This is a genomic window from Streptomyces sp. NPDC005931 (assembly GCF_042871235.1).
Lineage (GTDB): Bacteria > Actinomycetota > Actinomycetes > Streptomycetales > Streptomycetaceae > Streptomyces.
Genome location: NZ_JBIAIG010000002.1, coordinates 317,718 through 342,550, shown reverse-complemented (window position 1 = coordinate 342,550; position 24,833 = coordinate 317,718). Strand labels below are relative to the sequence as shown.

Here is a 24,833-nt window from a genome sequence, read left to right as displayed (position 1 = left end):
AGGCTTTCATCCCGTTTGGACCGGGCTTCGGCCGTTCTGTGACCGTCTTCGCCCGCCTGCTCCCGCGTCCGCCCCGGACGGGAGCGCCCCGGTTTGTCGGGAGACCGGCCCGTTTCCCCCGCAGGCGTGGCGGTGCGGCGGGCCCCGTTCACCCCTCCGGGGGCCGGTTCCGGGGCCGGTGGCCCCCGACGGCGCGGGCTCGGCCGCCGGTCCCGGGTCGGGCGTGCGGGTGAGTCGCCGCACCGCGTCCGTGCCCCGCCGTCACTGCTCCTCCGGTGAGCGCGGCGGGCTGACGGTCCTGCGCTGCGGCCTGCGCTGAGAGGAGGTGCGCACGATCAGCTCCGTCGGTATCACCTGCTCCACCGGACGGTCCGAGGCGACGCCCTCGATGGCGTCGATGAGCAACTGGACCACGGCGGTCCCGATGCGGCGCGGTTTCAGGGAGAGGGTGGTGATCGGCGGATCGGTGCTGGCGTAGACGGTGGACTCGCTGCAGCAGACCAGCAGCAGGTCGTCGGGTACGCGCAGGCCGTAGCGGCGGGCGGCGGCGAGCAGGTCGGTGCCGTTGGGGTCGAACAGGCCGTAGACGGCGTCCGGCCGGTCCGGGCGGGCGAGCAGCCGGTCGGCGGCGACGGTGCCCGCGCACGGATCGTGCGCCGGGTAGGCCTCGTACACGGGATCCTGGCCGACCCGCTCGCACCAGCGCAGGTACGCGGTGGTCGACAGATGGGTGTAGGTGTCGGTGGTGGTCCCGGTCAGCAGACCGATGCGGCGGGCGCCGGCGTCGGCCAGATGGTCGAGGATGCCGAGGACCGCGGCCTCGTGGTCGTTGTCCACCCAGGCCGTGACCGGGAGCGCGCCGGCCGGGCGGCCGTCGGAGACGACCGGTAACCCCTGCCGTACCAGCTCGCTGACCACGGGGTCCTGGTCGGACGGGTCGATGACGACCGTGCCGTCGAGGGCGACGTTGGACCACACGTCGTGGCGGGAGGTGGCGGGGAGGATGACGAGGGCGTAGCCGCGGGCGAGCGCCGCGGAGGTCGCGGCGCGGGCCATCTCGGCGAAGTATGCGAACTCCGTGAAGGTGAAAGGTTCATCCCCGTACGTGGTCACCGTCAGGCCGATGAGTCCCGACTTGCCCGTGCGGAGCGTGCGGGCGGCCGCCGAGGGGCGGTATCCCAGCCGGTCGGCGACCTCGCGGACGTGGCGACGGGTGGCGTCCGGGAGCCTGCCCTTGCCGTTGAGGGCGTCGGAGACGGTCGTGATGGAGACCCCGGCGGCGGCGGCCACGTCCCTGATGCCCGCTCGACCCGGCCGGCTGCCTCGACGGGAGGTTTCCGCGCGGCTCACCTGGTGCTTCCCTGCTGCTGTCATGGCGAGCCGATAGTAGGGCTCATGCGGTGGGGTAGGGCGGACGCATATGCACGCGTCGACAGGCACGTTTCTGCATGATCCTCAAGGGTCAAGTTCCTAAGAAATAAAGGAGGTTGAGTCCCTCGATGCCAGGACCTGACGTGTCGGCGCACGCGGGCCTGTCGAGGGGGCGATGTTGCGAAGAGGTCTCAACTCACCTGCACGGGGGATGCGCGCCACGGCGCGAGCCACCGGCGCATAGATATATGTGAGGCGCGCCCCCCGTTTCGCGCGCTTGGGGCGGTGTTGCCCGTGTTGCCGGTGTGACTGCTGAGGCCCCGGCGCCCCGTCTTCGCCGCCGCTCTACGCAGCGGTCGCGAATCCTCTTAAGGTGAGCAGTATTGGATGTCGGCGGCGGTCAGGGCCGCCGGTCTTCGCGAGGAGGACTGCGGTGAGCGAGACGAGCCCCAAGCTGCGCGCCGAGCTGGAGGGGATCCCCACCTACAAGCCGGGCAAGCCGGCGGCGGCCGGTGGCCCGGTGGCCTACAAGCTGTCCTCCAACGAGAACCCCTACCCGCCGCTGCCGGGCGTGATGGAGCGCGTGACGGCCGCGGCCTCCTCCTTCAACCGCTACCCCGACATGGCCTGCGCGGCCCTCATGGCGGAGCTGTCCGAGCGCTTCGGCGTCCCGGCCTCCCACCTGGCCACCGGCACCGGCTCGGTCGGCGTCGCCCAGCAGCTGCTCCAGGCCACGTCCGGCCCCGGCGACGAGGTGATCTACGCCTGGCGGTCCTTCGAGGCGTACCCGATCATCACCCAGATCAGTGGGGCCAGGTCCGTGCAGGTGCCGCTGACGCCGGGCGATGTGCACGACCTGGACGCGATGGCCGAGGCGATCACGGACCGGACCCGGCTGATCTTCGTCTGCAACCCGAACAACCCGACCGGCACGGTGGTCCGGCGGGCCGAGCTGGAGCGCTTCCTCGACCGGGTGCCCCGCGACGTCCTGGTGGTGCTCGACGAGGCCTACCGCGAGTTCATCCGCGATCCCGAGGTGCCGGACGGCGTCGAGATCTACCGGGAGCGGCCCAACGTCTGCGTGCTGCGCACCTTCTCCAAGGCGTACGGACTGGCGGGGCTGCGGGTCGGCTTCGCGATCGCCCATGAGCCGGTGGCCGCGGCGCTGCGCAAGACGGCGGTGCCGTTCGGGGTGAGCCAGATCGCGCAGGACGCGGCGATCGCCTCGCTGCGTGCCGAGGACGAGCTGATCGGCCGGGTCGGCTCGCTGGTGTGCGAGCGCAACCGCGTGCTGGAGGGCTTGCGCGGCCAGGGCTGGACGGTGCCCGAGACGCAGGCCAACTTCGTGTGGCTGCGGCTGGGGGAGCGCACGGTGGCGTTCGCGCAGGCGTGTGAGCAGGCGGGCGTGGTCGTCCGGCCGTTCGTCGGCGAGGGCGTGCGGGTCACGGTGGGCGAGGCCGAGGCGAACGACATCTTCCTGAAGGTGGCGGGGGACTTCCGCAAGGAGTTCTGAGCCGTACCCACGCCCGCGGACACCGTACCCACGCCCGCGGAGACCTCAGCCGGCCGGTGACTTCGGTCACCGGCCGACTGACTGTCGTGAAGGGGTTGACGTCACAGGGGACCCCCCTTACGCGTCTGAAAAGCAGTAGGTCATAATTGCTTGTGAATGTGAACGCGTTCACAAGCGCGTCCCGTTTTCCTGGCCTGCGGGGGACGAACGGGAGCAAACGGCCGCTGTGACCACGGCGAAGTAAGGAGCCACGACGTGGAGCTGGCTTTGGCGCCGGAGACCCTGGCGCGATGGCAGTTCGGTATCACCACCGTCTACCACTTTCTCTTCGTTCCCCTGACGATCTCGCTCGCCGCGCTCACCGCCGGGTTGCAGACCGCCTGGGTGCGGACGGGGAAGGAGAAGTACCTCGGGGCGACGAAGTTCTGGGGCAAGCTGTTCCTGATCAACATCGCGATGGGTGTGGTCACCGGCATCGTGCAGGAGTTCCAGTTCGGCATGAACTGGTCCGACTACTCGCGTTTCGTCGGCGACGTCTTCGGCGCCCCGCTCGCCTTCGAGGCCCTGATCGCCTTCTTCTTCGAGTCCACCTTCATCGGCCTGTGGATCTTCGGCTGGGACAAGCTGCCCAAGAAGGTCCATCTGGCCTGCATCTGGATGGTCTCCATCGGCACGCTGCTGTCGGCGTACTTCATCCTCGCGGCCAACTCCTGGATGCAGCACCCCGTCGGCTACCGGATCAACGGGGAGAAGGGCCGCGCCGAGCTCACCGACTTCTGGCTGGTCCTCACCCAGAACACCACCCTCAACCAGGTCTTCCACAGCTTCTCCGCGGCCTTCCTGACGGGCGGCGCCTTCATGGTCGGCATCGCCGCCTTCCACCTGATGCGCAGGAAGCACGTCCCGGTGATGCGGACCTCGCTCCGCCTCGGCCTGGTCACCCTGGCGGTCGGCGGCCTGTTCACCGCGATCAGCGGTGACACCCTCGGCAAGGTCATGTACGAGCAGCAGCCGATGAAGATGGCCGCCGCCGAGGCCCTGTGGGACGGCGAGGGGCCGGCGCCCTTCTCCGTCTTCGCCTACGGAGACGTCGACGAAGGCCACAACAAGGTCGCCCTCGAGATCCCCGGCCTGCTTTCCTTCCTGGCCCACAGCGACTTCGAGTCGTACGTGCCGGGCATCAACGACACCAACGAGGCCCTGCAGGAGCAGTTCGGCCCCGGTGACTACAAGCCCATCGTCCCCGTCGCCTACTGGGGCTTCCGCTGGATGATCGGCTTCGGCATGGTCTCCTTCGGCCTCGGCGTGCTGGGGCTGTGGCTCACGCGGAAGAAGTTCCTGCTGCCCGCCGCCCTGCGCACCGGGGACGACGACGTGCCGCACCTGGTGCTGCTGAAGCAGCCGCTCGGCACGAGGCTCACCCGGCTGTACTGGCTGCTGGCCCTGTGGACCATGGCCTTCCCGCTGGCCGCCAACTCCTGGGGCTGGATCTTCACCGAGATGGGCCGGCAGCCCTGGGTCGTCTACGGCGTGATGCGGACCGAGGACGCGGTCTCCCCCGGTGTCTCGCAGGCCGAAGTGATCGCGTCGATGAGCGTCTTCACCCTCCTGTACGCCGCGCTGGCCGTCATCGAGGTCAAGCTGCTCATGAAGTACGTCAAGGCGGGCCCGCCCGAGCTCACCGACGACGACCTCAACCCGCCCACGAAGATCGGCGGCGACCTCCGTGACGCCGACAGGCCGATGGCCTTCTCGTACTAGGCCGAGGGAGCTGCACAGTCATGGAACTGCACGACGTCTGGTTCGTTCTCATCGCCGTCCTGTGGATCGGCTACTTCTTCCTGGAGGGCTTCGACTTCGGAGTCGGCATCCTCACCCGGCTGCTCGCTCGAGACCGCGCCGAGAAGCGGGTGCTGATCAACACCATCGGCCCCGTCTGGGACGGCAACGAGGTGTGGCTGCTCACGGCGGGCGGCGCGACCTTCGCGGCCTTCCCGGAGTGGTACGCCACCCTCTTCTCCGGTTTCTACCTGCCCCTGCTGCTCATCCTGGTCTGTCTGATCATCCGCGGTGTCGCCTTCGAGTACCGGGCGAAGCGGCCCGAGGAGAACTGGCAGCGCAACTGGGAGACGGCCATCTTCTGGACCTCGCTCCTGCCGGCGTTCCTGTGGGGGGTGGCGTTCGGGAACATCGTGCGCGGCGTGAAGATCGACTCCGACTTCGAGTACGTCGGGACCCTCTGGGACCTGCTCAACCCGTACGCGCTGCTCGGCGGCCTGGTCACGCTGACGCTGTTCACCTTCCACGGCGCGGTGTTCACCGCGCTCAAGACGGTCGGGGAGATCCGGGATCGGGCGCGGGACCTGGCGACGCGCGTGGGTCTCGTCACGGCGGTGCTGGCGCTGGCCTTCCTGCTGTGGACACAGGCCGACAGCGGTGACGGCACGAGCCTGCTCGCCCTGGTCGTGGCGGTCGCCGCGCTGGTCGCCGCCCTGGCGGCCAACCGGGCGGGACGGGAGGGCTGGGCGTTCACGCTCTCCGGTGTCACCATCGTGGCCGCGGTGGCGATGCTCTTCCTGACGCTCTTCCCGAACGTCATGCCGTCCACGCTGGACGCGGACTGGAGCCTCACCGTCACCAATGCCTCCTCCAGCCCCTACACCCTGAAGATCATGACCTGGCTCGCGGTCATCGCCACGCCGGTCGTGCTCCTCTACCAGGGGTGGACGTACTGGGTGTTCCGCAAGCGGATCGGCACCCAGCACATCGCCGAATCCGTGCACTGAGGTGTGTTTCACGTGAAACCGATCGACCCGCGTCTCCTGCGCCACGCCCGCACCACCCGGCTCTTCCTGCTGGCGGTGGTCGGTCTGGGTGCCGCGGGGGCGGTGCTGGTGATCGCCCAGGCGATGCTCATCGCCGAGGTGGTGGTCGGTGCCTTCCAGCACGGGCTGACGGTCACCCAGCTGCGCACTCCCCTGGTGCTGCTGGTGGCCGTCGCCCTGGGGCGAGCGGTGGTGGCCTGGCTCACCGAGCTGGCCGCGCACCGGGCGAGCGCGGCGGTGAAGTCGGAGCTGCGCGGACGCCTGCTGGAGCGGGCGGCGGCGCTGGGCCCGGAATGGCTGGGTGGGCAGCGAACCGGTTCCCTGGTCGCCCTGGCGACCCGGGGCGTGGACGCACTCGACGGCTACTTCTCGCGTTATCTGCCCCAACTGGGGCTCGCGGTCGTCGTGCCGGTGGCGGTGCTGGCGCGGATCGTCACCGAGGACTGGGTGTCGGCGGCGATCATCGTCGGCACCCTGCCGCTGATCCCGGTCTTCATGATGCTGATCGGCTGGGCCACCCAGTCACGGATGGACCGGCAGTGGCGGCTGCTGTCCCGGCTGTCCGGGCACTTCCTGGACGTCGTCGCCGGGCTGCCGACGCTGAAGGTGTTCGGGCGGGCCAAGGCGCAGGCCGAGTCGATCCGGCGGATCACCGCCGAGTACCGGCGGGCGACCATGCGCACGTTGCGGATCGCCTTCCTCTCCTCCTTCGCGCTGGAGCTGCTGGCCACCCTCTCGGTGGCGCTGGTCGCGGTGACGATCGGCATGCGCCTCGTGCACGGCGAGATGGACCTCTACATCGGACTGGTCATCCTCGTGCTCGCGCCCGAGGCGTACCTGCCGCTGCGGCAGGTCGGGGCGCAGTACCACGCGGCGGCGGAGGGACTGGCGGCAGCCCAGCAGATCTTCGAGGTGCTGGAAACCCCCGTACCGGCGACGGGGACCGGGGCGGTGCCGACGGGCGGGGCCCTCTCCTTCGAGGGCGTGACGGTCCGCTACCCCGGGCGCTCCGCGGACGCCGTGTCCGGCGTGTCCCTCACGGTCGAACCCGGAGAGACGGTCGCCCTCGTCGGGCCGAGCGGGGCGGGCAAGTCGACGCTGCTGCACGTGCTGCTGGGCTTCGTACGGCCGGCCGAGGGACGGGTGCGGATCGGGGGAGCCGATCTCGCCGGCCTCGACCCGGCCGAGTGGCACAGCCACGTCGCCTGGGTGCCGCAGCGGCCGCACCTGTACGCCGGTACCGTCGCCGAGAACGTGCGGCTGGTCCGCCCCGACGCGGACGACGACGCCGTGCGGCGGGCCCTGCGGGACGCGGGGGCGCTGGAGTTCGTGGACGGGCTGCCCGAGGGCGTGGACACCGTGCTCGGTGAGGACGGTGCCGGGCTGTCGGCGGGGCAGCGGCAGCGGCTCGCGCTGGCCCGGGCGTTCCTGGCGGACCGGCCCGTGCTGCTGCTGGACGAGCCGACGGCCGCGCTGGACGGGGCCACCGAGGCGGAGGTCGTGGCGGCGGTACGGCGGCTCGCGGCCGGCCGGACGGTCCTGCTGGTGGTGCACCGCCCGGCGCTGCTGGCGGTGGCGGACCGCGTGGTGCGGTTGAGGGGGCGGACCGGCGGGCCGGGCGCCGGCACCGGTGCGCACGGGGAGACCGGTTCCGCCGCGCAGGCGGCCGAGGCGGGCACCCCTGGCCACGGGCCGGTGGACCGGGGCACGGACACCCGCGCCGACGCGGGGGCGACCGTCACCGAGGGCGTCGGCCGCCCGCCCGTCCCGGCACCGGGATCCGGTGGTGTGCTCTCCCGGGTCCGTGCCGTGTCCGGCGCCCGGCGCGGGCGGCTCACGCTGGCCCTGCTGCTCGGCAGTCTCGCGCTGGGCAGCGCCGTCGGCCTCATGGCGACGTCCGGATGGCTCATCTCCCGGGCCTCCCAGCAGCCGCCCGTGCTGTACCTGATGATGGCGGTGACCGCGACGCGGGCCTTCGGCATCGGCCGGGCCGTGTTCCGGTACGCCGAGCGCCTGGTGTCGCACGACGCGGTGCTGCGGATGCTCGCCGACACCAGGGTCGCGGTGTACCGGAGGCTGGAGCGGCTGGCGCCGGCCGGACTGCGCGGGATGCGCCGGGGCGACCTGCTCTCCCGCCTGGTCGCCGACGTGGACGCGTTGCAGGACTACTGGCTGCGCTGGTTGCTGCCGGCCGGTGCGGCCGTCACGGTCTCCGCCCTGTCCGTCGGTTTCACCGCGTGGCTGCTGCCCGAGGCAGGGGCCCTGCTCGCCCTCGGGCTGCTGGCCGCGGGGGCCGGGGTGCCGCTGCTCACGGGTGCGGTGGCCCGGCGTGCCGAGCGCAGGCTGGCGCCCGCCCGCGGAACGCTCGCCACCCGCGTGGCCGATTTGCTCACCGGCACCGCCGAGCTGACCGTCGCCGGTGCGCTTCCCACCCGGGCCGCGGAGGCGCGGCGGGCCGACGGCGTCCTCACCCGGATCGCCTCGCGCGCGGCCACCGCCACCGCCCTCGGCGATGGGCTGACCGCGCTGGTCTGCGGCCTGACCGTCGCGGCCACCGCGCTCGTCGGTGCCCAGGCGGTGGCCGACGGGCGGCTGGCCGGGGTCACGATGGCCGTCGTGGTCCTCACTCCCCTGGCCGCCTTCGAGGCCGTGCTCGGGATGCCGCTCGCCGTGCAGTACCGGCAGCGAGTGCGCAGGAGTGCCGAGCGCGTGTACGAGGTTCTGGACGCCCCGGTGCCCGTGCGGGAGCCGGAGCAGCCGCGGCAGGCGCCCGCCGCCCCGTTCCCGCTCGTGGTCAAGGGGCTGTCGGCCCGGCACGCGGGGCAGGACCGGGACGCGCTCGCCGGGCTGGACCTGCGCCTGGAGGAGGGTCGCCGGATCGCCGTGGTCGGCAGGTCCGGTTCCGGCAAGACGACGCTCGCGCAGGTGCTGCTGCGCTTCCTGGACCCGCGGGCGGGCTCCTGCACGCTGGCCGGGGTGGACGCGTTCGCCCTGGACGGCGACGACGTGCGGCGGCTGGTCGGGCTGTGCGCCCAGAACGCGCACCTCTTCGACAGTACGGTGCGCGAGAACCTGCTCCTCGCGAAGCGGGGTGCCACCGAGGAGGAACTCCGCGACGCGCTCTCCCGGGCCCGGCTGCTGGACTGGGCCGACGGCCTGCCCGACGGGCTCGACACGCTCGTCGGCGAGCACGGGGCCCGCCTGTCCGGTGGGCAGCGGCAACGCCTGGCCCTCGCCCGGGCGCTGCTCGCGGACTTCCCGGTGCTGGTCCTCGACGAGCCGGCGGAGCATCTGGACCTGCCGACCGCCGACGCGCTCACCGCCGACCTGCTCGCCGCCACCGAGGGCCGTACGACCCTGCTCATCACCCACCGGCTGGCGGGCCTGGAGGCGGTGGACGAGGTCGTCGTCCTGGACGAGGGTCGCGTGGCACAGCGCGGTACGTACACCGAACTGCTCGCCGTCGAAGGGCTGTTGCGGACGATGGTCCGCCGGGAGGCCGAGGCGGACCTGATGGCGGGTGTGGGCTAGAGAGGACGAAGGGCCTGGGGCCTCCATGGAGTGACGGCACGTCAGTCCCGGGGTTCTCCCGCCCTGTTCGGCGGTGTCCCTGGGCCATCCGTGGTGGCGGTTCCCCCGTGTGTACGAGGTGAACAGGACCGGGCGCGGGGGCGGGGCAAGGATCGCAGTCATGCGTCTCACCCGCCGTCACCCCCTCCCCCTCGCCGTGCTGCTGTGCGCGCTCGCCGTCCTCGCGGCCCGGCCCGCCGAGGACGGCCCCCCTGTTCCCGGCCATGGTTCCGGCTCCGGCATCAGCGCGGACGTGGTGCGGCTGTACAAGGACGCGGAGGCGGCGACCCGGCGCTACGAGGCCGGACGGCAGGCGGCGGAGAAGCAGCGGACGAAGGCACAGCGGCTGGAGAGGCTCCTCGACCGCGAGCGGCGGCAGATCGACGGCCTGCGCGAGGACCTGGGCCGGATCGCGCGCTCCCAGTACCGCAGCGGCGGCGGACTGCCGCTCACGGCGCACCTGATCTTCGCGGACGATCCCGAAGAGCTGATGCGCGGTCAGCGTGCCGTGTGGCAGGCCGACCTGGCTCTCAACAACGCCATCGAGAAGAGCGCCCGGGCCGAGGCCGGGCTGGCGCGGGACGAGGCGAAGGCCGCGGCGGAGTGGCGCACGCTGGAGCGGCGGAACGAGGAACTGGCCGAGCTGAAGAAGGACATCGAGGGGAAGCTCGAGGCGGCACGGTGGAAGCTCCAGGGGCAGGCGGACTCCTCGGTCGCGGCCGGTGCCTGCCGGGGCGCGGTGCGGCTCGACCAGGCGGAGACGATGTTCACGCGTTCCTGGGTCGCCCCGGTGGAGACGTACGAGTTGTCTGCTTCCTTCGGGAGCGGTGGCGCGCGGTGGGCGAACCGGCACACCGGGCAGGACTTCGCGGTGCCGATCGGCACACCCGTGCGGGCGGTGGGCGCCGGCAGGGTGGTGAAGGTGTCGTGCGGCGGGGCCTTCGGCATCGAGATCGTGCTCGAGCACGCGGGCGGCTACTACACGCAGTACGCGCACCTCGCCGCCGTCGCCGTCGACCAGGGTGAGCACGTGTCGCCGGGGCAGTGGATCGGGCAGTCCGGAACCAGCGGCAACTCCACCGGTCCGCACCTGCACTTCGAGGTGCGGGTCACCCCGGAGATGGGCTCGGCGGTGGATCCGGCGTCGTGGCTGGCACGGCGCGGGGTGGAGCTGTGAACCCCCTGCCCGGGCCCGGCACCGGCCGGTGCCGGGGCGGCTACCCGCGCTCGGCCAGCAGTTCCTCGATGACGACGGCCACCCCGTCGTCGTTGTTGGCGATCGTGCGCCCCGAAGCGGCGGCGAGCACGTCCGGGTGGGCGTTGCCCATCGCGTAGGACCGTCCCGCCCAGGTGAGCATCTCGACGTCGTTGGGCATGTCGCCGAAGGCGACGACCTCGTCGTGCGAGATACCGCGTTCGGCACAGCACAGGGCGAGGGTGCTGGCCTTGGACACACCGGGGCCGCTGATCTCCAGAAGGGCGCTGGGGCTGGAGCGGGTGACGTTGGCGCGGTCGCCGATGGCCAGCCGCGCCAGGGTGAGGAAGGCGTCGGGTTCGATCTCGGGGTGGAAGGCGAGGATCTTGAGCACCGGCTCACCGGCGGTGTGGGCGTCCGGGCCCAGCAGGTTCTCGGCGGGGGCCAGGACGTCCGGGATCTCCATGTGCAGCTTGGGGTAGTCCGGCTCCTGGTTGAAGCCGTAGGTCTGCTCGACGGCGTACACCGTGCCCGGCGCGGCCTCGCGCAGCAGCCGTACGGCGTCCAGCGCGTTCTCCCGGGCCAGCTCGCGGACCTTGACGAACCGGTGCGCTCCGGGGCCGCCGTGCAGGTCGACGACGGCGGCACCGTTGCCGCAGATGGCGAGACCGTGACCGTGGACGTGGTCGCTGACCACGTCCATCCAGCGGGCCGGGCGGCCGGTGACGAAGAAGACCTCGATGCCCGCCTCCTCCGCGGCGGCCAGCGCGGCGACGGTGCGGGGGGACACCGACTTGTCGTCGCGCAGCAGGGTGCCGTCGAGGTCGGTGGCGATCAGCCGGGGTGGGGTGATGGGAGCACCTCCCTGCTCGGTCGCGGTCGTGAGCTTGGGGGAGGCCGGGGTCTCGGATTGACGGGTCGCTGAGGTCACCCGGCCATTGTCCCGCATATGCCCGCACGCCCGTGCGGCACTCCGCACATCTGAGTGGTAACCGCTCCTGCCGGCGGCGCCGCCCGTGCCCGGCGGCACGACCGGCCCGGCTGCCACGGCACCGGCCGGGAACGGCGTGCCCGGGGCCGGTTCCGGAGGGTGACCGGCTCACCGCAGCTGTGCCGGGGCCTCCATGGCGATGCGCTCGAAGACCTTCTGGTCCGCGGCGAAGTCCGAGTCGGGGATGGGCCAGTGGACCGCGATCTCGGTGAATCCCAGTTCCGCGTGCCGCCCCGCGAAGTCGACGAACGCGTCCAGCGATGCGAGCGGGCGGCCGCGGTCCGGGGTGAAGCCGGTGAGCAGGATCTTGTCCAGCGCCGTCACGTCACGGCCGATCTCGGCACAGGCGTCGGCCAGCTTCTCCGCCTGGCGGCGGATGGCCTGAACCGACTGCTCGGGGGTGCCGTCCTCGAACAGCTTCGGGTCGCCCGTGGTGACCCATGCCTGGCCGTGGCGGGCGGCGAGCCGCAGACCGCGCGGGCCGGTGGCCGCCACGGCGAAGGGCAGCCGGGGACGCTGCACGCACCCGGGGATGTTGCGGGCCTCGTGCGCCTGGTAGAAGTCGCCCTCGTAGGAGACCGCGTCCTTGGTGAGCAGCCGGTCGAGGAGCGGAACGAACTCGGCGAAGCGGTCGGCGCGCTCGCGCGGGGTCCACGGCTCCTGGCCCAGCGCGGTGGCGTCGAAACCGGTGCCGCCCGCGCCGATGCCCAGCGTGATCCGGCCACCGGAGATGTCGTCGAGGGAGATCAGCTCCTTGGCGAGGGTCACCGGATGCCGGAAGTTCGGCGACGTCACCAGGGTGCCCAGCCGCATCCGCTCGGTCACGGACGCGGCGGCGGTCAGCGTGGGCACGGCACCGAACCACGGGCCGTTGCGGAAGCTGCGCCAGGACAGGTGGTCGTACGTGTACGCGGTGTGGAAGCCGAGCTGTTCGGCCCGCGTCCAGGCCGCACGGCCGCCCTCGTGCCAGCGGCGGTGGGGAAGGATCACGGTGCTCAGACGCAGGCTCATGGGGTCGAGCCTAAGTGCCCTCATGTGTTTCACGTGAAACCGCCACCTCATGCCCGGTGCCGGTCACTCAGCGCACCCGCCCGCTCAGCCATGGCGTGAGCACGATCATCGGGATGAACTCCTTGTGCGTACGGTCCCCCGGCAGCGGCACGATCAGGAAGTAGCCCGGAGGGAAGCGCCGCGCCCTGACATACGCGAGGCCGCCGAAGACGGATCGCAGGAAGGCCGGTACGTCGTCGCGGGGGATGTCGGGGCACTCGACGCCCTCGACGTCGATCAGCGCGTCGTCCTCGGGAAACAGCCGTACGCTCACCCGGGGCACCCCGCCGAACTCGGCGAAGGCCTCGTGGGGGAGCGAGCCGTCCGGGTCGGTGGTGACGCCGACGCCCGCCGAGGTGCGCCGCGAGGTCTGGTCGGCGCCGATGGCGTGGGTGACCTCCAACTCGCGCTCGTACTCCTCGGCGAGTTCCCGCAGGGCGGTCACGGCGGCTTCCGTCGTGGGCAGGTGATCCATACCGGTGATGATGCAGGCTCAATGGCCCTGGGGAAACCGCAGATACCGCGGGGCCACCGCCCTGGTGAGCCACACGCCGTTCGCGCTGATCCGGAAGACGTGGCCGTCGCGGTGCATGGCGCCCGCGTCCACCGACAGCACGACCGGTCGGCCCCTGCGGGCACCGACACGGGTCGCCGTCTCGCGGTCGGCCGAGAGGTGCACGTCGTGCCGGTCCATGGGTCTGAGCCCCTCGGCCCTGATTGCCTCCAGAGAACGGGCGACGGTGCCGTGGTAGAGATACGGCGGCGGGGTGGCCGACGGCAGACCGAGGTCGACCTCGACGCTGTGGCCCTGGCTGGCCCGGATCCGGCCGCCCTCGATCGCGAAGCGCCGCTTGTCGTTGGCGGCGACGACGTGGTCGAGTTCGTCGCGGGTGAACGGGAAGCCGTGCGCCGCGGCAGCCGCGATCAGCGTGTCGATCTCGACCCAGCCGCCCTCGTCGAGCGTGAGCCCGATGCGGTCGGGCTGGTGGCGCAGATGCCTGGCGAGGTACTTCGACACCTTCACGGTGTGTCTTTCGTCCATGCGTCCAGACTGCCGGGGGAGACACGCATCACGCGAAAGATTTACCTTCGCAGGTTTGATCCACAGCCAAGTGCGGTTATCCACAGCGGAAATGGGCGGCTCTGTGGACAACCCACCCCGGACTCAGGCGAGTTCGAGGCACCCCGTCCCTCGACGTCGACCCCGCGCCCCTACGCCGAGCCCGTGCCGACGCCGGCACCGACGCGGTGGCGATCGTCGCGGCAGCGGTGGGCGGCGGCACCGCCGCCCCCGAGACCGCCCCCGCCGCCCGCCCTCACACCGGCGGCCTCACCCGGGCCGCCCTCCGCAGCACGCCCGGCATCCACCGCCGCAGCGCGTACGCCCCCCGCGCCTCCGGGGTCACCGGCATCACCGCCTCGTTCCGCACCACGGCCCGCAGGACGGCGTCGGCCACCTTCTCCGGCGGATAGTTGCGCATCCCGTAGAGGCGGGCCGCACGCTTCTGCAGGCGCCGCTCCTCCTCGGCATCCACGCCCGCGAAGCGCGCGGTGGAGGTGATGCTCGTGTTGACGAAGCCGGGGCACACCGCCGTCACGCCGATCCCCCGCTCCGCCAGTTCCGCCCGCAGGCATTCGCTGAGCATCAGCACCGCGGCCTTGGAGGTGCTGTAGGCGGGCAGCGCCCGGGACGGCAGGAAGGCCGCGGCGGAGGCCACGTTGACGATGTGGCCGCCCTGGCCGCGGTCCGCCATCCGCTTCCCGAAGAGCCGGCAGCCGTGGATCACTCCCCACAGATTGACGTCAAGGACCCTCTTCCAGTCCGCCGGCGTCGTGTCGAAGAAGGAGCCGGACAGTCCGACGCCCGCGTTGTTCACGAGGACGTCCACCACGCCGTACTCGGCGGTGACCTTCTCGGCGAGCGTCTCCATCGCCTGCCCGTCGGAGACGTCCGCCGTCTCCGCCCAGGCCGCGGACGCGCCCGCGCGCAGGCACTCCTCGGCGGTGCGCACCGCGGCCCCGGCGTTCCGGTCGACGGCCACCACGCGTGCGCCCGCACCGGCGAACGCCAGCGCCGTGGCCCGTCCGATGCCGCTGCCCGCCCCGGTGACCAGGACCAGCTGCCCGCCGAACCGGTCGGCGTGCGGGCCGGGGGCGGACACCGCGGTCCTGCCGCCCTCGACGGACCCGACGAACTCGGTGATCCAGGCGGTCAGCTGGTCGGGGCGGGTGCGCGGCACCCAGTGGCGAGCCGGCAGCGACCGGCGGGTCAGCCGCGGCGCCCACAGCTCCAGGTCGTCGTACAGCCGCTCGGAGAGGAACCTGTCGGCCAGGGGCGTGATCAGCTGCACGGGCACGTGTGCGTAGGCGTCGGTGCGCGGCCTGCGCAGCCGCGGGCGTACGTTGTCCCGGTACAGCCACGCCCCGTGGGCGGCGTCCCGGGGGAGGGTCGGGGCCGGGTGGTCACCACCGGTGATTTCCTGACCGCGCTCCAGAATGCGCGGCCAGCCCTTGCCGAGGGGGCCGCGCCAGGCCAGCTCGGGCAGCACGGGTATGTGCAGCAGGTGGACGTACCAGGACCGGGCGCCCTGGCCGAGCAGCTGGGCGACCCGGCGCGGGGTGGGCCGCCGGAGCCGCCCGTTGATCCAGTGGCCGAGGTGGTCCAGGGACGGCCCGGACATGGACGTGAAGGAGGCGATCCGCCCCTCGGTGCGTGCGACGGTGACGAACTCCCAGGACTGCACCGAGCCCCAGTCGTGCCCCACCAGGTGTACGGGCCGGTCGGGACTCACCGCGTCCGCGACGGCCAGGAAGTCGTCCGTCAGCTTCTCCAGCGTGAAGCCGCCGCGCAGCGGCCGCGGCGCCGTCGACCGGCCGTGGCCCCGCACGTCGTAGGCCACTACGTGGAAGTGCTCCGCGAGGCGGGGTGCGACCTCGGACCACACCTCCTGGGTGTCGGGGTAGCCGTGCACCAGGACGATCGTCGGCCGCTCCGGGTCACCGAGTTCGGCCACGCACAGCTCGATCCCGCCCGTGCGCACCCACCGCTCCCGCGCGCCCTTCAGCCGGGCCTCGACCTGCGACAAGTCCGTCACCTCTCCTCCGCTCCCCCGGGGACCGGCCGTCCCGCGCCGCTGTCGCCCGCCCACGCCAACGGTACGTGTCCGTGGGGTGACACCGGCGAATCTGGCACTTGTTAGAGAATCCGTCAACAGTGCCGGACCGTCCGTGGTACCTCTCAGGCAGGGGATCCCCTACGGGCCCGTACGACTCCAGGCGGACGCAGGACTGCTCTCCGGTCTGACGACCGGCGTGGCGCGGGTCACTACCGTCGTGGACGTGACTGTGATCGCGACCGAAAGCCTGAGCAAGCGGTTCCCCCGGGTGACCGCGCTTGACCGGCTCTCCGTGGAGGTCGGGCCCGGTGTGACCGGACTCGTCGGAGCCAACGGGGCCGGCAAGTCCACACTGATCAAGATCCTGCTGGGTCTGTCCCCCGCCACCGAGGGCCGCGCCGAAGTGCTCGGACTCGATGTCGCGACCAAGGGCGCCGCCATCCGGGAGCGCGTCGGCTACATGCCGGAGCACGACTGCCTGCCGCCCGACGTCTCGGCCACCGAGTTCGTCGTCCACATGGCGCGCATGTCCGGCCTGCCGCCGGCCGCCGCGCGGGAGCGCACCGCGGACACCCTGCGCCACGTCGGCCTCTACGAGGAGCGCTACCGGCCCATCGGCGGCTACTCCACCGGCATGAAGCAGCGCGTGAAGCTCGCGCAGGCCCTGGTGCACGACCCGCAGCTGGTCTTCCTGGACGAGCCGACCAACGGCCTCGACCCGGTCGGCCGGGACGAGATGCTCGGCCTGATCCGCCGCATTCACACCGACTTCGGCATCTCGGTCCTGGTCACCTCCCACCTGCTGGGCGAGCTGGAACGCACCTGCGACCACGTCGTCGTCGTCGACGGCGGCAAGCTGCTGCGCTCCAGTTCCACCACCGACTTCACCCAGACCACCACGACCCTCGCGATCGAGGTCACCGACACCGACGAGCACCCGGACGGCACCCGCGCGGTGCGCGACGCGCTCCACGCGCGCGGGGTGAGCGTCGAGGACGGCAGCGGCCTGCCCGGCGCCGGACACGTGCTGCTGCTCACCGCGCAGGGCGAGGAGACCTACGACCTGGTCCGCGACGTCATCGCCGACCTCGGCCTCGGCCTGGTGCGCATGGAACAGCGCCGACACCACATCTCCGAGGTCTTCACGCACGACAGCGACTCCGCGGCCGGCACCGGCAGCGGCGAGCAGCGGAAGGAGGAGGTCGGCCATGGCGGCTGAGCACCCCGTGCCCACACCGGCGACCGCGCCGGGCGACCAGACCCGCATCCACAACATCGGCTACCGCTCCTACGACGGTCCTCGCCTCGGCCGCGCCTACGCACGGCTCTCGCTGTACTCGCAGTCCCTGCGCGGCGCCTACGGCCTCGGCCGCTCGGCGAAGTCCAAGGTGCTGCCGATGCTGCTGTTCGTGGTGATGTGCGTGCCCGCCGCCATCATGGTCGCCGTCGCGGTCGCCACCAAGGCGAAGGAACTGCCGGTCGACTACACGCGCTACGCGATCATCATGCAGGCCGTGATCAGCCTGTACGTCGCCTCGCAGGCGCCCCAGTCCGTCTCGCGCGACCTGCGCTTCAAGACGGTGCCGCTGTACTTCTCACGGCCCATCGAGACCGCCGACTACGTGCGCGCCAAGTTCGCGGCGCTGGCCTCGGCGCTGTTCGTCCTCACCGCAGCTCCCCTGCTGGTGCTGTACATCGGGGCGCTGCTGGCCAAGCTCGACCTCACCGACCAGACCAAGGGATTCGCACAGGGACTCGTCTCGGTGGCACTGCTCTCACTGCTCTTCGCCGGCATCGGACTGGTCATCGCCTCGGTCACCCCGCGCCGCGGCTTCGGCATCGCCGCCGTGATCGCCGTCCTGACCATCTCCTACGGCGCGGTCTCCACCCTCCAGGCGATCGCGGACGTCCAGGGCAGCGGCGGCTCGATCGCCTGGATCGGCCTGTTCTCGCCGATCACCCTCATTGACGGGGTGCAGTCGGCCTTCCTGGGCGCGAACTCCTCCTTCCCCGGCGGAGTGGGTCCGAGCGACACCGAGGGCGTGGTCTACGTCCTGGTCGGCCTCGGCCTGATCGCCGCCTGCTACGGACTCCTCGTGCGGCGCTACAAGAAGGTGGGACTGTGACCACGCTCAGCATCGACCACGTCTCCCGCTGGTTCGGCAACGTGGTCGCCGTCAACGACATCACCATGACGATCGGCCCCGGTGTCACCGGGCTGCTCGGCCCCAACGGAGCCGGGAAGTCCACCCTCATCAACATGATGGCCGGCTTCCTCGCCCCCTCCACCGGCACCGTCACCCTCGACGGGCAGCAGGTGTGGCGCAACGAGGCCGTCTACCGCCACATCGGCATCGTCCCCGAGCGGGAGGCGATGTACGACTTCCTCACCGGCCGCGAGTTCGTCCTCGCCAACGCCGAGCTGCACGGTCTGGGCGCCAGGGCGGCCCAGCAGGCGCTGGCCACGGTCGAGATGGAGTACGCGCAGGACCGCAAGATCGCCACTTACTCCAAGGGCATGCGCCAGCGCGTGAAGATGGCGTCCGCCCTGGTGCACCAGCCGTCGCTGCTGCTGCTGGACGAGCCCTTCAACGGCATGGACCCGCGTCAGCGCATGCAGCTGATGGACCTGCTGCGGCGCATGGGCGACGAGGGCCGCACCGTGCTGTTCTCCTCCCACATCCTGGAGGAGGTCGAGCAGCTCGCCTGGCACATCGAGGTCGTCGTCGCCGGCCGGCACGCGGCCAGCGGTGACTTCCGCAGGATCCGCCGGCTGATGACCGACCGCCCGCACCGCTACCTGGTGCGTTCCAGCGACGACCGTGCCCTCGCCGCCGCGCTGATCGCCGACCCGTCCACCTCCGGCATCGAGGTCGACCACGCCGAGGGCGCGCTGCGCGTCCAGGCCGTCGACTTCGGCCGCTTCACCGTCCTGCTGCCCAGGGTCGCGCGCGAGCACGGCATCCGCCTGCTCACGGTCTCGCCGTCCGACGAGTCCCTCGAGTCCGTCTTCTCGTATCTGGTCGCGGCGTAGGAGGCCGAAAGATGTACGACCCCACAGTCGCCCGGCTCACCTACCGGGCCCTGCTCGGCCGTCGCCGGGCCCTCATCCTGGGCGCCCTGCCGCTGCTGCTGATCGTGATCTCCGTGGCGGTGCGCGGTCTCGCCGGCGCCGACGACCAGACGACCGCCGACCTGCTGGGCGGTCTGGCGCTCGCCACCATGGTGCCGATCATCGGTGTCATCGCGGGCACCGGCGCGATCGGTCCCGAGATCGACGACGGTTCCGTGGTCTACCTGCTGTCCAAGCCGATCAAGCGGCCGACGATCATCTACACCAAGCTGATCGTCGCGATCGCCGTGACGATGGTCTTCTCGGCGGTGCCCACGCTGATCGCGGGCCTGGTCCTGAACGGCAACGGGCAGCAGATCGCCGTCGCCTACACGGTCGCCGCGCTGGTCGCCTCCATCGCCTACGCCGCGCTGTTCCTGCTGCTGGGCACGGTGTCCCGGCACGCCGTGGTCTTCGGCCTGGTCTACGCGCTGGTGTGGGAGGCGCTGTTCGGCTCGCTGGTGCCCGGCGCGCGCACGCTGAGCGTCCAGCAGTGGTCGCTCGCCGTGGCCCAAAAGGTCTCCGGCGGCGACATGGTCACCTCGGACGTGGGCCTGACGACCGCAACGGCCCTGCTGGTCGCGGTCACCGTTCTGGCCACCTGGTACGCGGGCCGGAAGCTGCGCACCCTGACCCTCGCCGGCGAGGAGTGAGGCGGACGCGCTCTTGCCGGGGATCTCACCTGCGCCGGGCCGGCGTGCTCGGCGCGGTCCCCGCATCCGCGGGCCGGCTAATTCGGTGGCGTCCGCGGGGCCCGGCGGGCAGAGTGGTGGTGTCCGCACCGCCGGGAATGTCCGGTGTCGCGCACGGGGAGAGGAGCGGGGCGCATGTCCATGCACGGCAGTACGTCCCGCTCCCGTCAGGGCAGCCCGTGGCGGACTCCGGGGTGGTCCCACTGCTCCGTCGAGTCCGCCCCGCACGGGGAGCTGCCCGGGGCGGCCGCTTCGAGCACGCGCCGTCGGGCCGCGTGAGGCCGCCCACCCGGAGGATTGGCCGAGGGGTAAGGCACTGGTTTGGGCTCAAACCACGGTCGGGCCGGAAAGCCCGCGCACGTTCGATCCGTGCATCCTCCGCAGCATGCCGGGCGTCAGCCCAGCAACCGCTCCAGCACCACCGCGATCCCGTCCTCCTGGTTGGAGGACGTCACCTCGTCGGCCACCGCCCGCAGTTCCTGGTGGGCGTTGGCCATGGCCACGCCGTGCGCGGCCCAGGCGAACATCGGGATGTCGTTGGGCATGTCGCCGAAGGCGATCGTCTCCGCGGCCTTCACGCCCAGCCGCCGGGCCGCCAGCGACAGCCCGGTGGCCTTGGACAGCCCGAGTGGCAGCAGCTCGACGATGCCCTCGCCCGCCATGGTCACGGTGACGAAACCGCCCGCGGCACGGTCCGCCACCTTGGCGAGCTCGTCGGAGGCGAGGTTCGGGTGCTGGATGTACAGCTTGTTCAGGGGCGCCGTCCACAGGTCGGACGCGTCCGAGAAGGGGATCCCGGGCAGCCCGCCCACGACCTCGTAACCGGGACCGACCAGCACCTCGCCGTCCAGCCCGTCGCGGCTCGCCGCCAGGTGCAGCGGACCGGTCTCCGCCTCGATCTTGGCCAGCGCCACCCCGGCCAGCTGCCGGTCCAGCGTCACCGAGGTGAGCAGGCGGCCCGCACCGGCGTCGTACACCTGGGCGCCCTGGCCGCAGACGGCGAGGCCCCGGTAGCCGAGGTCGTCGAGGATCGGGCGGGTCCAGGGCACGGCGCGGCCGGTGACCACGATGTGTGCGGCGCCCGCCGCGGTGGCCGCGGCGAGCGCGTCCCGGGTGCGCCGGGAGACCGAGTGGTCGTCACGCAACAGCGTGCCGTCGAGGTCGGTCGCTACGAGCCGGTACGGCAGGGTCGAGGCGTCCGTGCTCACTCGGCGACCGGTTCCAGAATCTCCCGGCCGCCCAGGTAGGGACGCAGCACCTCGGGCACCCGCACCGAGCCGTCGGCCTGCTGGTGGTTCTCCAGGATCGCCACGATGGTGCGCGGTACGGCGCACAGCGTGCCGTTGAGCGTGGCCAGCGGGCGCACCTGCTTGCCGTCACGGACCCGGATCTGGAGGCGGCGGGACTGGAACTCGGTGCAGTCCGAGGTCGAGGTCAGCTCGCGGTACTTGCCCTGGGTGGGGATCCACGCCTCGCAGTCGTACTTGCGCGCGGCCGAGGAGCCGAGGTCGCCCGAGGCCACGTCGATCACTCGGAACGGCAGCTCCAGCGAGGTCAGCCACTGCTTCTCCCACTCCAGCAGCCGCTGGTGCTCCTCCTGCGACTCCTCCGGGGTGACGTAGGAGAACATCTCCACCTTGTCGAACTGGTGCACGCGGAAGATGCCCCGGGTGTCCCGGCCGTGCGAGCCGGCCTCGCGGCGGAAGCAGGGCGAGAAGCCTGCGTACCGCAGCGGCAGCCGGTCGGCGTCGATGATCTCGTCCGAGTGGTACGCGGCGAGCGCCACCTCGGAGGTGCCGACGAGGTAGAGGTCGTCGGCGGGGAGGTGGTAGACGTCCTGGGCCGCCTGGCCGAGGAAGCCGGTGCCCGCCATGGACTGCGGACGGACCAGCGCCGGGGTCAGCATCGGGGTGAAGCCGGCCGCCGTGGCCTGCGCCATCGCGGCGTTCACCAGGGCGAGCTCGAGCAGCGCGCCGACACCGGTGAGGAAGTAGAAGCGCGAGCCGGACACCTTGGCGCCGCGCTCTACGTCGATGGCGCCGAGGAGCTGGCCGAGTTCCAGGTGGTCCCTGGGCTCGAAGCCCTCGGCGTCGAAGTCGCGGACGGTGCCGTGCGTCTCCAGCGTGACAAAGTCCTCCTCGCCGCCGACGGGCACGTCGGGGTGGACGAGGTTGCTCAGCTTGAGCAGCAGCTCCTGGGTCTCGGCCGCGGCGGCGTCGCGCTCGGCGTCGGCCGCCTTGACGTCCGCGGCGAGCTGGCTCGCCTTCTTCAGCAGCTCGGCCTTCTCGTCACCGGCCGCCTTGGGAATGAGCTTTCCGAGCGCCTTCTGCTCGGCGCGCAGCTCGTCGAAGCGGACGCCGGACGACCTGCGCCGTTCGTCAGCGGACAGGAGGGAGTCGACGAGCGCGACGTCCTCTCCACGGGCGCGCTGCGAGGCGCGCACACGGTCGGGGTCCTCACGGAGCAGGCGAAGGTCAATCACGCGGTCAAGGCTACCGGTGCGGCACGACGGCTCACGACTCACTATTGCGGGGTGTCGCTTACCTTACGTTATGGGGGAATTGCGCATTGTGTTCCTCCGGTCAAGGAAAGGCGGGGTGGCCGCCCCGAAGCGGTGGCCCGCCGGAGACCGGTTGACCCGAGTCCCTTGCGATCAGGGGGATTTGGCGTCTGGTTGTCCACAGGGATCCCGTGTAGGGACGGAAGTTATCCACAGGGTGTGGGGAAGATCTGTGGACATCGGAATTGATCACTCCGATACGCCGAGCCACATCCGAGGAATCCCAGGCCAAACTCCCTTTGACCCCACTTTCGAGCGGAAAGGGTTCATCCCAAAGGGTTGACCAAAGGAAAAGCACGGACGAAGGGCGAGATGCGCAACGATGAACTCGATCATGGCCCGAAGGGCGATTTGTCGACTGAATGCCTCTTCGCTGTCGACTTGTCCCCAGGTCGAGAAGCGGACCTGTGGATAACTCCTGTGGACAACGAAAATCAGCAGGTAGGACCTGAGGATCAGCAGGCAGGACCTGCGGTGCGGCAGGCCGGACCGGCGGAACGACACGGGGGGCCCGGCGGCCACCGGACCACGGCTCCCTTCAGAACCGGCCGTCCTGGCACCGCGCCACCCAGTCCGCCGCCGACACGAACTCCTCGTCCGACGTCCCGAGCAGCGGCGCCCCCACATCACCGGGCCTGACGTCCGCACGCGGATACGAACCCAGGAAACGCACCTGGAGGCAGATCCGCTTGAGCCCCATCAGCGCCTCGGCCACCCTGCGGTCCGAGATGTGCCCCTCGGCGTCGATGCAGAAGCAGTAATTGCCGATGCCCGCGCCGGTGGGCCGGGACTGGAGCAGCATCAGGTTGATGCCCCGCGTGGCGAACTCGCCCAGCAGATCGCGCAGCCCACCGGGGTGATCGTCGCGCTGCCACAGCACGACGGACGTCTTGTCGGCACCGGTCGGTGCGGCGGGCCGGGCGGGCCGTCCGACCAGCACGAACCGCGTCTGGGCGTTCTCCGCGTCGTGGATCCCGGTCTCCAGGGCCTCCAGGCCGTACCGGGCGGCGGCGAACTCGCCGGCGAAGGCGGCGTCGTAGCGGCCCTCCTGCACCAACCGGGCGCCGTCGGCGTTGGAGGCGGCCGACTCCCACGTGACGTCCGGGAGGTGCCTCCGCAGCCAGTTGCGGACCTGCGGCTGGGCGGCGGGGTGGGCGGTGACCGTCTTGATGTCGGACAGCTTGGTGCCGGGACGGACGAGCAGCGCGAAGGTGATCGACAGCAGCACCTCGCGGTAGATCATCAGCGGCGTGCCCGCGACCAGTTCGTCGAGGGTGGTGGTGATGCCGCCCTCGACGGAGTTCTCGATCGGCACGAACGCGGCCTCGGCCTCGCCGGCGCGTACCGCGTCGAGCGCGGACTGCACGGACACGTAAGGGATCAGCTCCCGGGTGGCCGCCTCGGGAAGGGTGCGCAGGGCGACCTCGGTGAAGGTGCCCTCGGGGCCCAGATACGCATAGCTCGCTGGCATGACCTCACCCTAATGGGCCCGCGCCCGGCACCATCGCGGGTTGCGCTCCCAGGAGTGACAGTGGGCGGCTCTCACCCCTCCAGCAGCTTCTGTCCCACATACTCGCCCTCCGCGGCCCCGCCCGGCACCGCGAACAACCCGCTCGCCTCGTGCCGGACGAACGGCGTGAGGGCGTCGCCCCGGTCCAGCTTGCGCTGCACGGGAACGAAGCCGCGCAACGGATCCGCCTGCCAGCAGATGAACAGCAGCCCCGCGTCCGGCACCCCGTCCGCGTCGATGCCGTCGTGGTAGGAGAAGGGGCGCCGGAGCATCGCCGCACCGCCGTTCTGGTCGGGGCGGGTGATCCGGGCGTGTGCGTTGATGGGGACGACCAGATCGCCGTGGGCGTTCGTCTTCTCCAGGTCCATCTCCGAGGTCTCGGTGCCCCCGGACAGCGGTGCCCCGTCGGACTTGCGGCGCCCGATGACGCTCTCCTGCTCCGTGAGCGACAGCTTCTCCCAGTCGTCGAGCAGCATGCGGATCCGGCGTACGACGGCGTAGGAGCCGTGGGCCATCCAGCCGGGCTCGCCGCCTTCCGGCACGAAGATCCGCCGGCCGAAGTCGGGGTCGGAGGACTTCGGGTTGCGGGTGCCGTCGACCTGGCCCATCAGGTTGCGGGCCGTCATGGGGCGGGCGGTGGCCCCGGGTGAACGGTTGAAGCCGTTCATCTGCCAGCGCACCCGGGCGGCCGACCCCGCGTCCTTCTGGATCGCGCGCAGCGCGTGGAAGGCGACGAGCGCGTCGTCGGCACCGATCTGCACCCACAGGTCGCCGTTGCTGCGGGCCCTGTCGAGGCGGTCGGAGGAGAAGTCGGGCAGCGGGTCGAGGGCGACCGGGCGCTGCTTCTCCAGTCCGGTGCGGCCGAAAAAGCTGTGGCCGAATCCGAAGGTGACGGTCAGCGAGGAGGGGCCCGCGTCGCGCGCCACACCGGTGTCCTCCTGGGTGGCCGGCTCACCCGCCATCAGCCGCCGGGCGGTGTCCGACCAGCGGCGCAGCAGTGCGGCGGCCTCCTTTCGGCCGGCGGCCGGTGCCAGGTCGAAGGCGACGAGGTGACCGCGGGCCTGAAGCGCCTGGGTGATGCCGGGCTGATGTTTCCCGTGAAACATCACCCGGCCCTCGCCCACCGAGGCGAGCGGCGTCGTGGCCTCGGCGGGTGCGGTGGAGTACCCCACGGCACCGCCCGCCGCGCCGAGCACGAGCCCGGCGGCACCGGCGGTGCCGAGCAGTCGGCGCCGGGAGATGCCGTCCGTGGTGCCCTGCGCGACGGCGGCGCCCTCCTGGGGTGCCTCCGGGCCACGGGCCTGCGGAAGGGACTGGTCAGCCATGGG

General features: G+C 71.6%; 19 protein-coding genes and 1 tRNA gene. 10 read left to right on the top strand and 10 right to left on the bottom strand.

The features are described 5' to 3' along the window. Positions 1 to 261 precede the first annotated feature (261 nt). The gene (locus ACFYOV_RS05510; RefSeq protein ID WP_389083120.1) at positions 262 to 1,374 is read right to left on the bottom strand and encodes a LacI family DNA-binding transcriptional regulator; all 1,113 of its coding nucleotides are present in this window, start codon (positions 1,372 to 1,374) and stop codon (positions 262 to 264) included. A gap of 430 nt (positions 1,375 to 1,804) precedes the next feature. Here ACFYOV_RS05510 and hisC point away from each other — a divergent pair, with 430 nt between their 5' ends. The 5 genes from hisC (at position 1,805) to ACFYOV_RS05485 (ending at position 10,456) form a co-directional block, all read left to right on the top strand. Beyond that, positions 1,805 to 2,884, top strand: a complete 1,080-nt coding sequence (hisC, locus tag ACFYOV_RS05505; RefSeq protein ID WP_389083117.1) for a histidinol-phosphate transaminase — start codon at positions 1,805 to 1,807, stop codon at positions 2,882 to 2,884. 255 nt (positions 2,885 to 3,139) lie between these two features. Beyond that, positions 3,140 to 4,645: a cytochrome ubiquinol oxidase subunit I gene (locus ACFYOV_RS05500; RefSeq protein WP_389083114.1), complete on the top strand. Its 1,506-nt coding sequence runs from the start codon at positions 3,140 to 3,142 to the stop codon at positions 4,643 to 4,645. Positions 4,646 to 4,665: 20 nt separating this feature from the next. Continuing rightward, a complete protein-coding gene (cydB, locus tag ACFYOV_RS05495) occupies positions 4,666 to 5,670 on the top strand; it encodes a cytochrome d ubiquinol oxidase subunit II (protein ID WP_389083112.1) in 1,005 nt (334 codons plus the stop codon). 12 nt (positions 5,671 to 5,682) lie between these two features. Further along, entirely contained in the window at positions 5,683 to 9,240 is a 3,558-nt protein-coding gene (gene cydD / locus ACFYOV_RS05490) for a thiol reductant ABC exporter subunit CydD (protein WP_389083110.1), read from the top strand. A 160-nt stretch (positions 9,241 to 9,400) separates the two neighbouring features. Beyond that, on the top strand, positions 9,401 to 10,456 hold the full coding sequence (locus ACFYOV_RS05485; protein ID WP_389083107.1) for a peptidoglycan DD-metalloendopeptidase family protein: 1,056 nt from the start codon (positions 9,401 to 9,403) through the stop codon (positions 10,454 to 10,456). A gap of 40 nt (positions 10,457 to 10,496) precedes the next feature. Here the strand turns inward: ACFYOV_RS05485 and ACFYOV_RS05480 are convergent, their stop codons facing one another. The 5 genes from ACFYOV_RS05480 to ACFYOV_RS05460 form a co-directional block, all read right to left on the bottom strand. Then, complete coding sequence (locus ACFYOV_RS05480) at positions 10,497 to 11,423, bottom strand: HAD family hydrolase (protein WP_389083104.1); 927 nt, start codon at positions 11,421 to 11,423, stop codon at positions 10,497 to 10,499. A 150-nt stretch (positions 11,424 to 11,573) separates the two neighbouring features. Beyond that, positions 11,574 to 12,476, bottom strand: coding sequence for an LLM class flavin-dependent oxidoreductase (locus ACFYOV_RS05475; protein ID WP_389083101.1), 903 nt, complete (start codon positions 12,474 to 12,476; stop codon positions 11,574 to 11,576). 67 nt (positions 12,477 to 12,543) lie between these two features. Continuing rightward, a complete protein-coding gene (locus ACFYOV_RS05470) occupies positions 12,544 to 12,990 on the bottom strand; it encodes a hypothetical protein (RefSeq protein ID WP_389083099.1) in 447 nt (148 codons plus the stop codon). Positions 12,991 to 13,008: 18 nt separating this feature from the next. Continuing rightward, entirely contained in the window at positions 13,009 to 13,557 is a 549-nt protein-coding gene (locus ACFYOV_RS05465; protein WP_389083097.1) for an RNA 2'-phosphotransferase, read from the bottom strand. A gap of 274 nt (positions 13,558 to 13,831) precedes the next feature. Next, entirely contained in the window at positions 13,832 to 15,610 is a 1,779-nt protein-coding gene (locus ACFYOV_RS05460; RefSeq protein WP_389083095.1) for an SDR family oxidoreductase, read from the bottom strand. Positions 15,611 to 15,860: 250 nt separating this feature from the next. Between ACFYOV_RS05460 and ACFYOV_RS05455 the strand changes: the two genes are divergently transcribed. The 5 genes from ACFYOV_RS05455 to ACFYOV_RS05435 all read left to right on the top strand — a co-directional run bounded on the left by ACFYOV_RS05455 (position 15,861) and on the right by ACFYOV_RS05435 (position 19,816). Next, positions 15,861 to 16,850 (top strand): ABC transporter ATP-binding protein, encoded by a 990-nt coding sequence (locus ACFYOV_RS05455; RefSeq protein ID WP_389084068.1) that lies wholly within the window; start codon positions 15,861 to 15,863, stop codon positions 16,848 to 16,850. Next, complete coding sequence (locus tag ACFYOV_RS05450) at positions 16,840 to 17,757, top strand: ABC transporter permease (protein ID WP_389083093.1); 918 nt, start codon at positions 16,840 to 16,842, stop codon at positions 17,755 to 17,757. Before ACFYOV_RS05455 ends, ACFYOV_RS05450 begins: the two co-directional genes overlap by 11 nt. Then, positions 17,754 to 18,665, top strand: a complete 912-nt coding sequence (locus ACFYOV_RS05445) for an ABC transporter ATP-binding protein (RefSeq protein ID WP_389083090.1) — start codon at positions 17,754 to 17,756, stop codon at positions 18,663 to 18,665. The genes ACFYOV_RS05450 and ACFYOV_RS05445 overlap by 4 nt, the downstream gene beginning before the upstream one ends. 11 nt (positions 18,666 to 18,676) lie before the next feature. Then, complete coding sequence (locus ACFYOV_RS05440) at positions 18,677 to 19,396, top strand: ABC transporter permease subunit (protein ID WP_389083088.1); 720 nt, start codon at positions 18,677 to 18,679, stop codon at positions 19,394 to 19,396. Positions 19,397 to 19,726: 330 nt separating this feature from the next. Next, positions 19,727 to 19,816 (top strand) — tRNA-OTHER (locus ACFYOV_RS05435). A 14-nt stretch (positions 19,817 to 19,830) separates the two neighbouring features. Here ACFYOV_RS05435 and ACFYOV_RS05430 read toward each other — a convergent pair. From ACFYOV_RS05430 to efeB, 4 genes are all read right to left on the bottom strand, one after another. Next, on the bottom strand, positions 19,831 to 20,643 hold the full coding sequence (locus ACFYOV_RS05430; RefSeq protein WP_389083086.1) for an HAD family hydrolase: 813 nt from the start codon (positions 20,641 to 20,643) through the stop codon (positions 19,831 to 19,833). Beyond that, positions 20,640 to 21,917, bottom strand: coding sequence for a serine--tRNA ligase (gene serS / locus ACFYOV_RS05425; protein ID WP_389083083.1), 1,278 nt, complete (start codon positions 21,915 to 21,917; stop codon positions 20,640 to 20,642). The genes ACFYOV_RS05430 and serS overlap by 4 nt, the downstream gene beginning before the upstream one ends. A gap of 616 nt (positions 21,918 to 22,533) precedes the next feature. After that, positions 22,534 to 23,466, bottom strand: coding sequence for a prephenate dehydratase (gene pheA / locus ACFYOV_RS05420; RefSeq protein WP_389083081.1), 933 nt, complete (start codon positions 23,464 to 23,466; stop codon positions 22,534 to 22,536). A 71-nt stretch (positions 23,467 to 23,537) separates the two neighbouring features. Next, entirely contained in the window at positions 23,538 to 24,830 is a 1,293-nt protein-coding gene (gene efeB, locus ACFYOV_RS05415) for an iron uptake transporter deferrochelatase/peroxidase subunit (RefSeq protein ID WP_389083078.1), read from the bottom strand. Positions 24,831 to 24,833 lie beyond the last annotated feature (3 nt).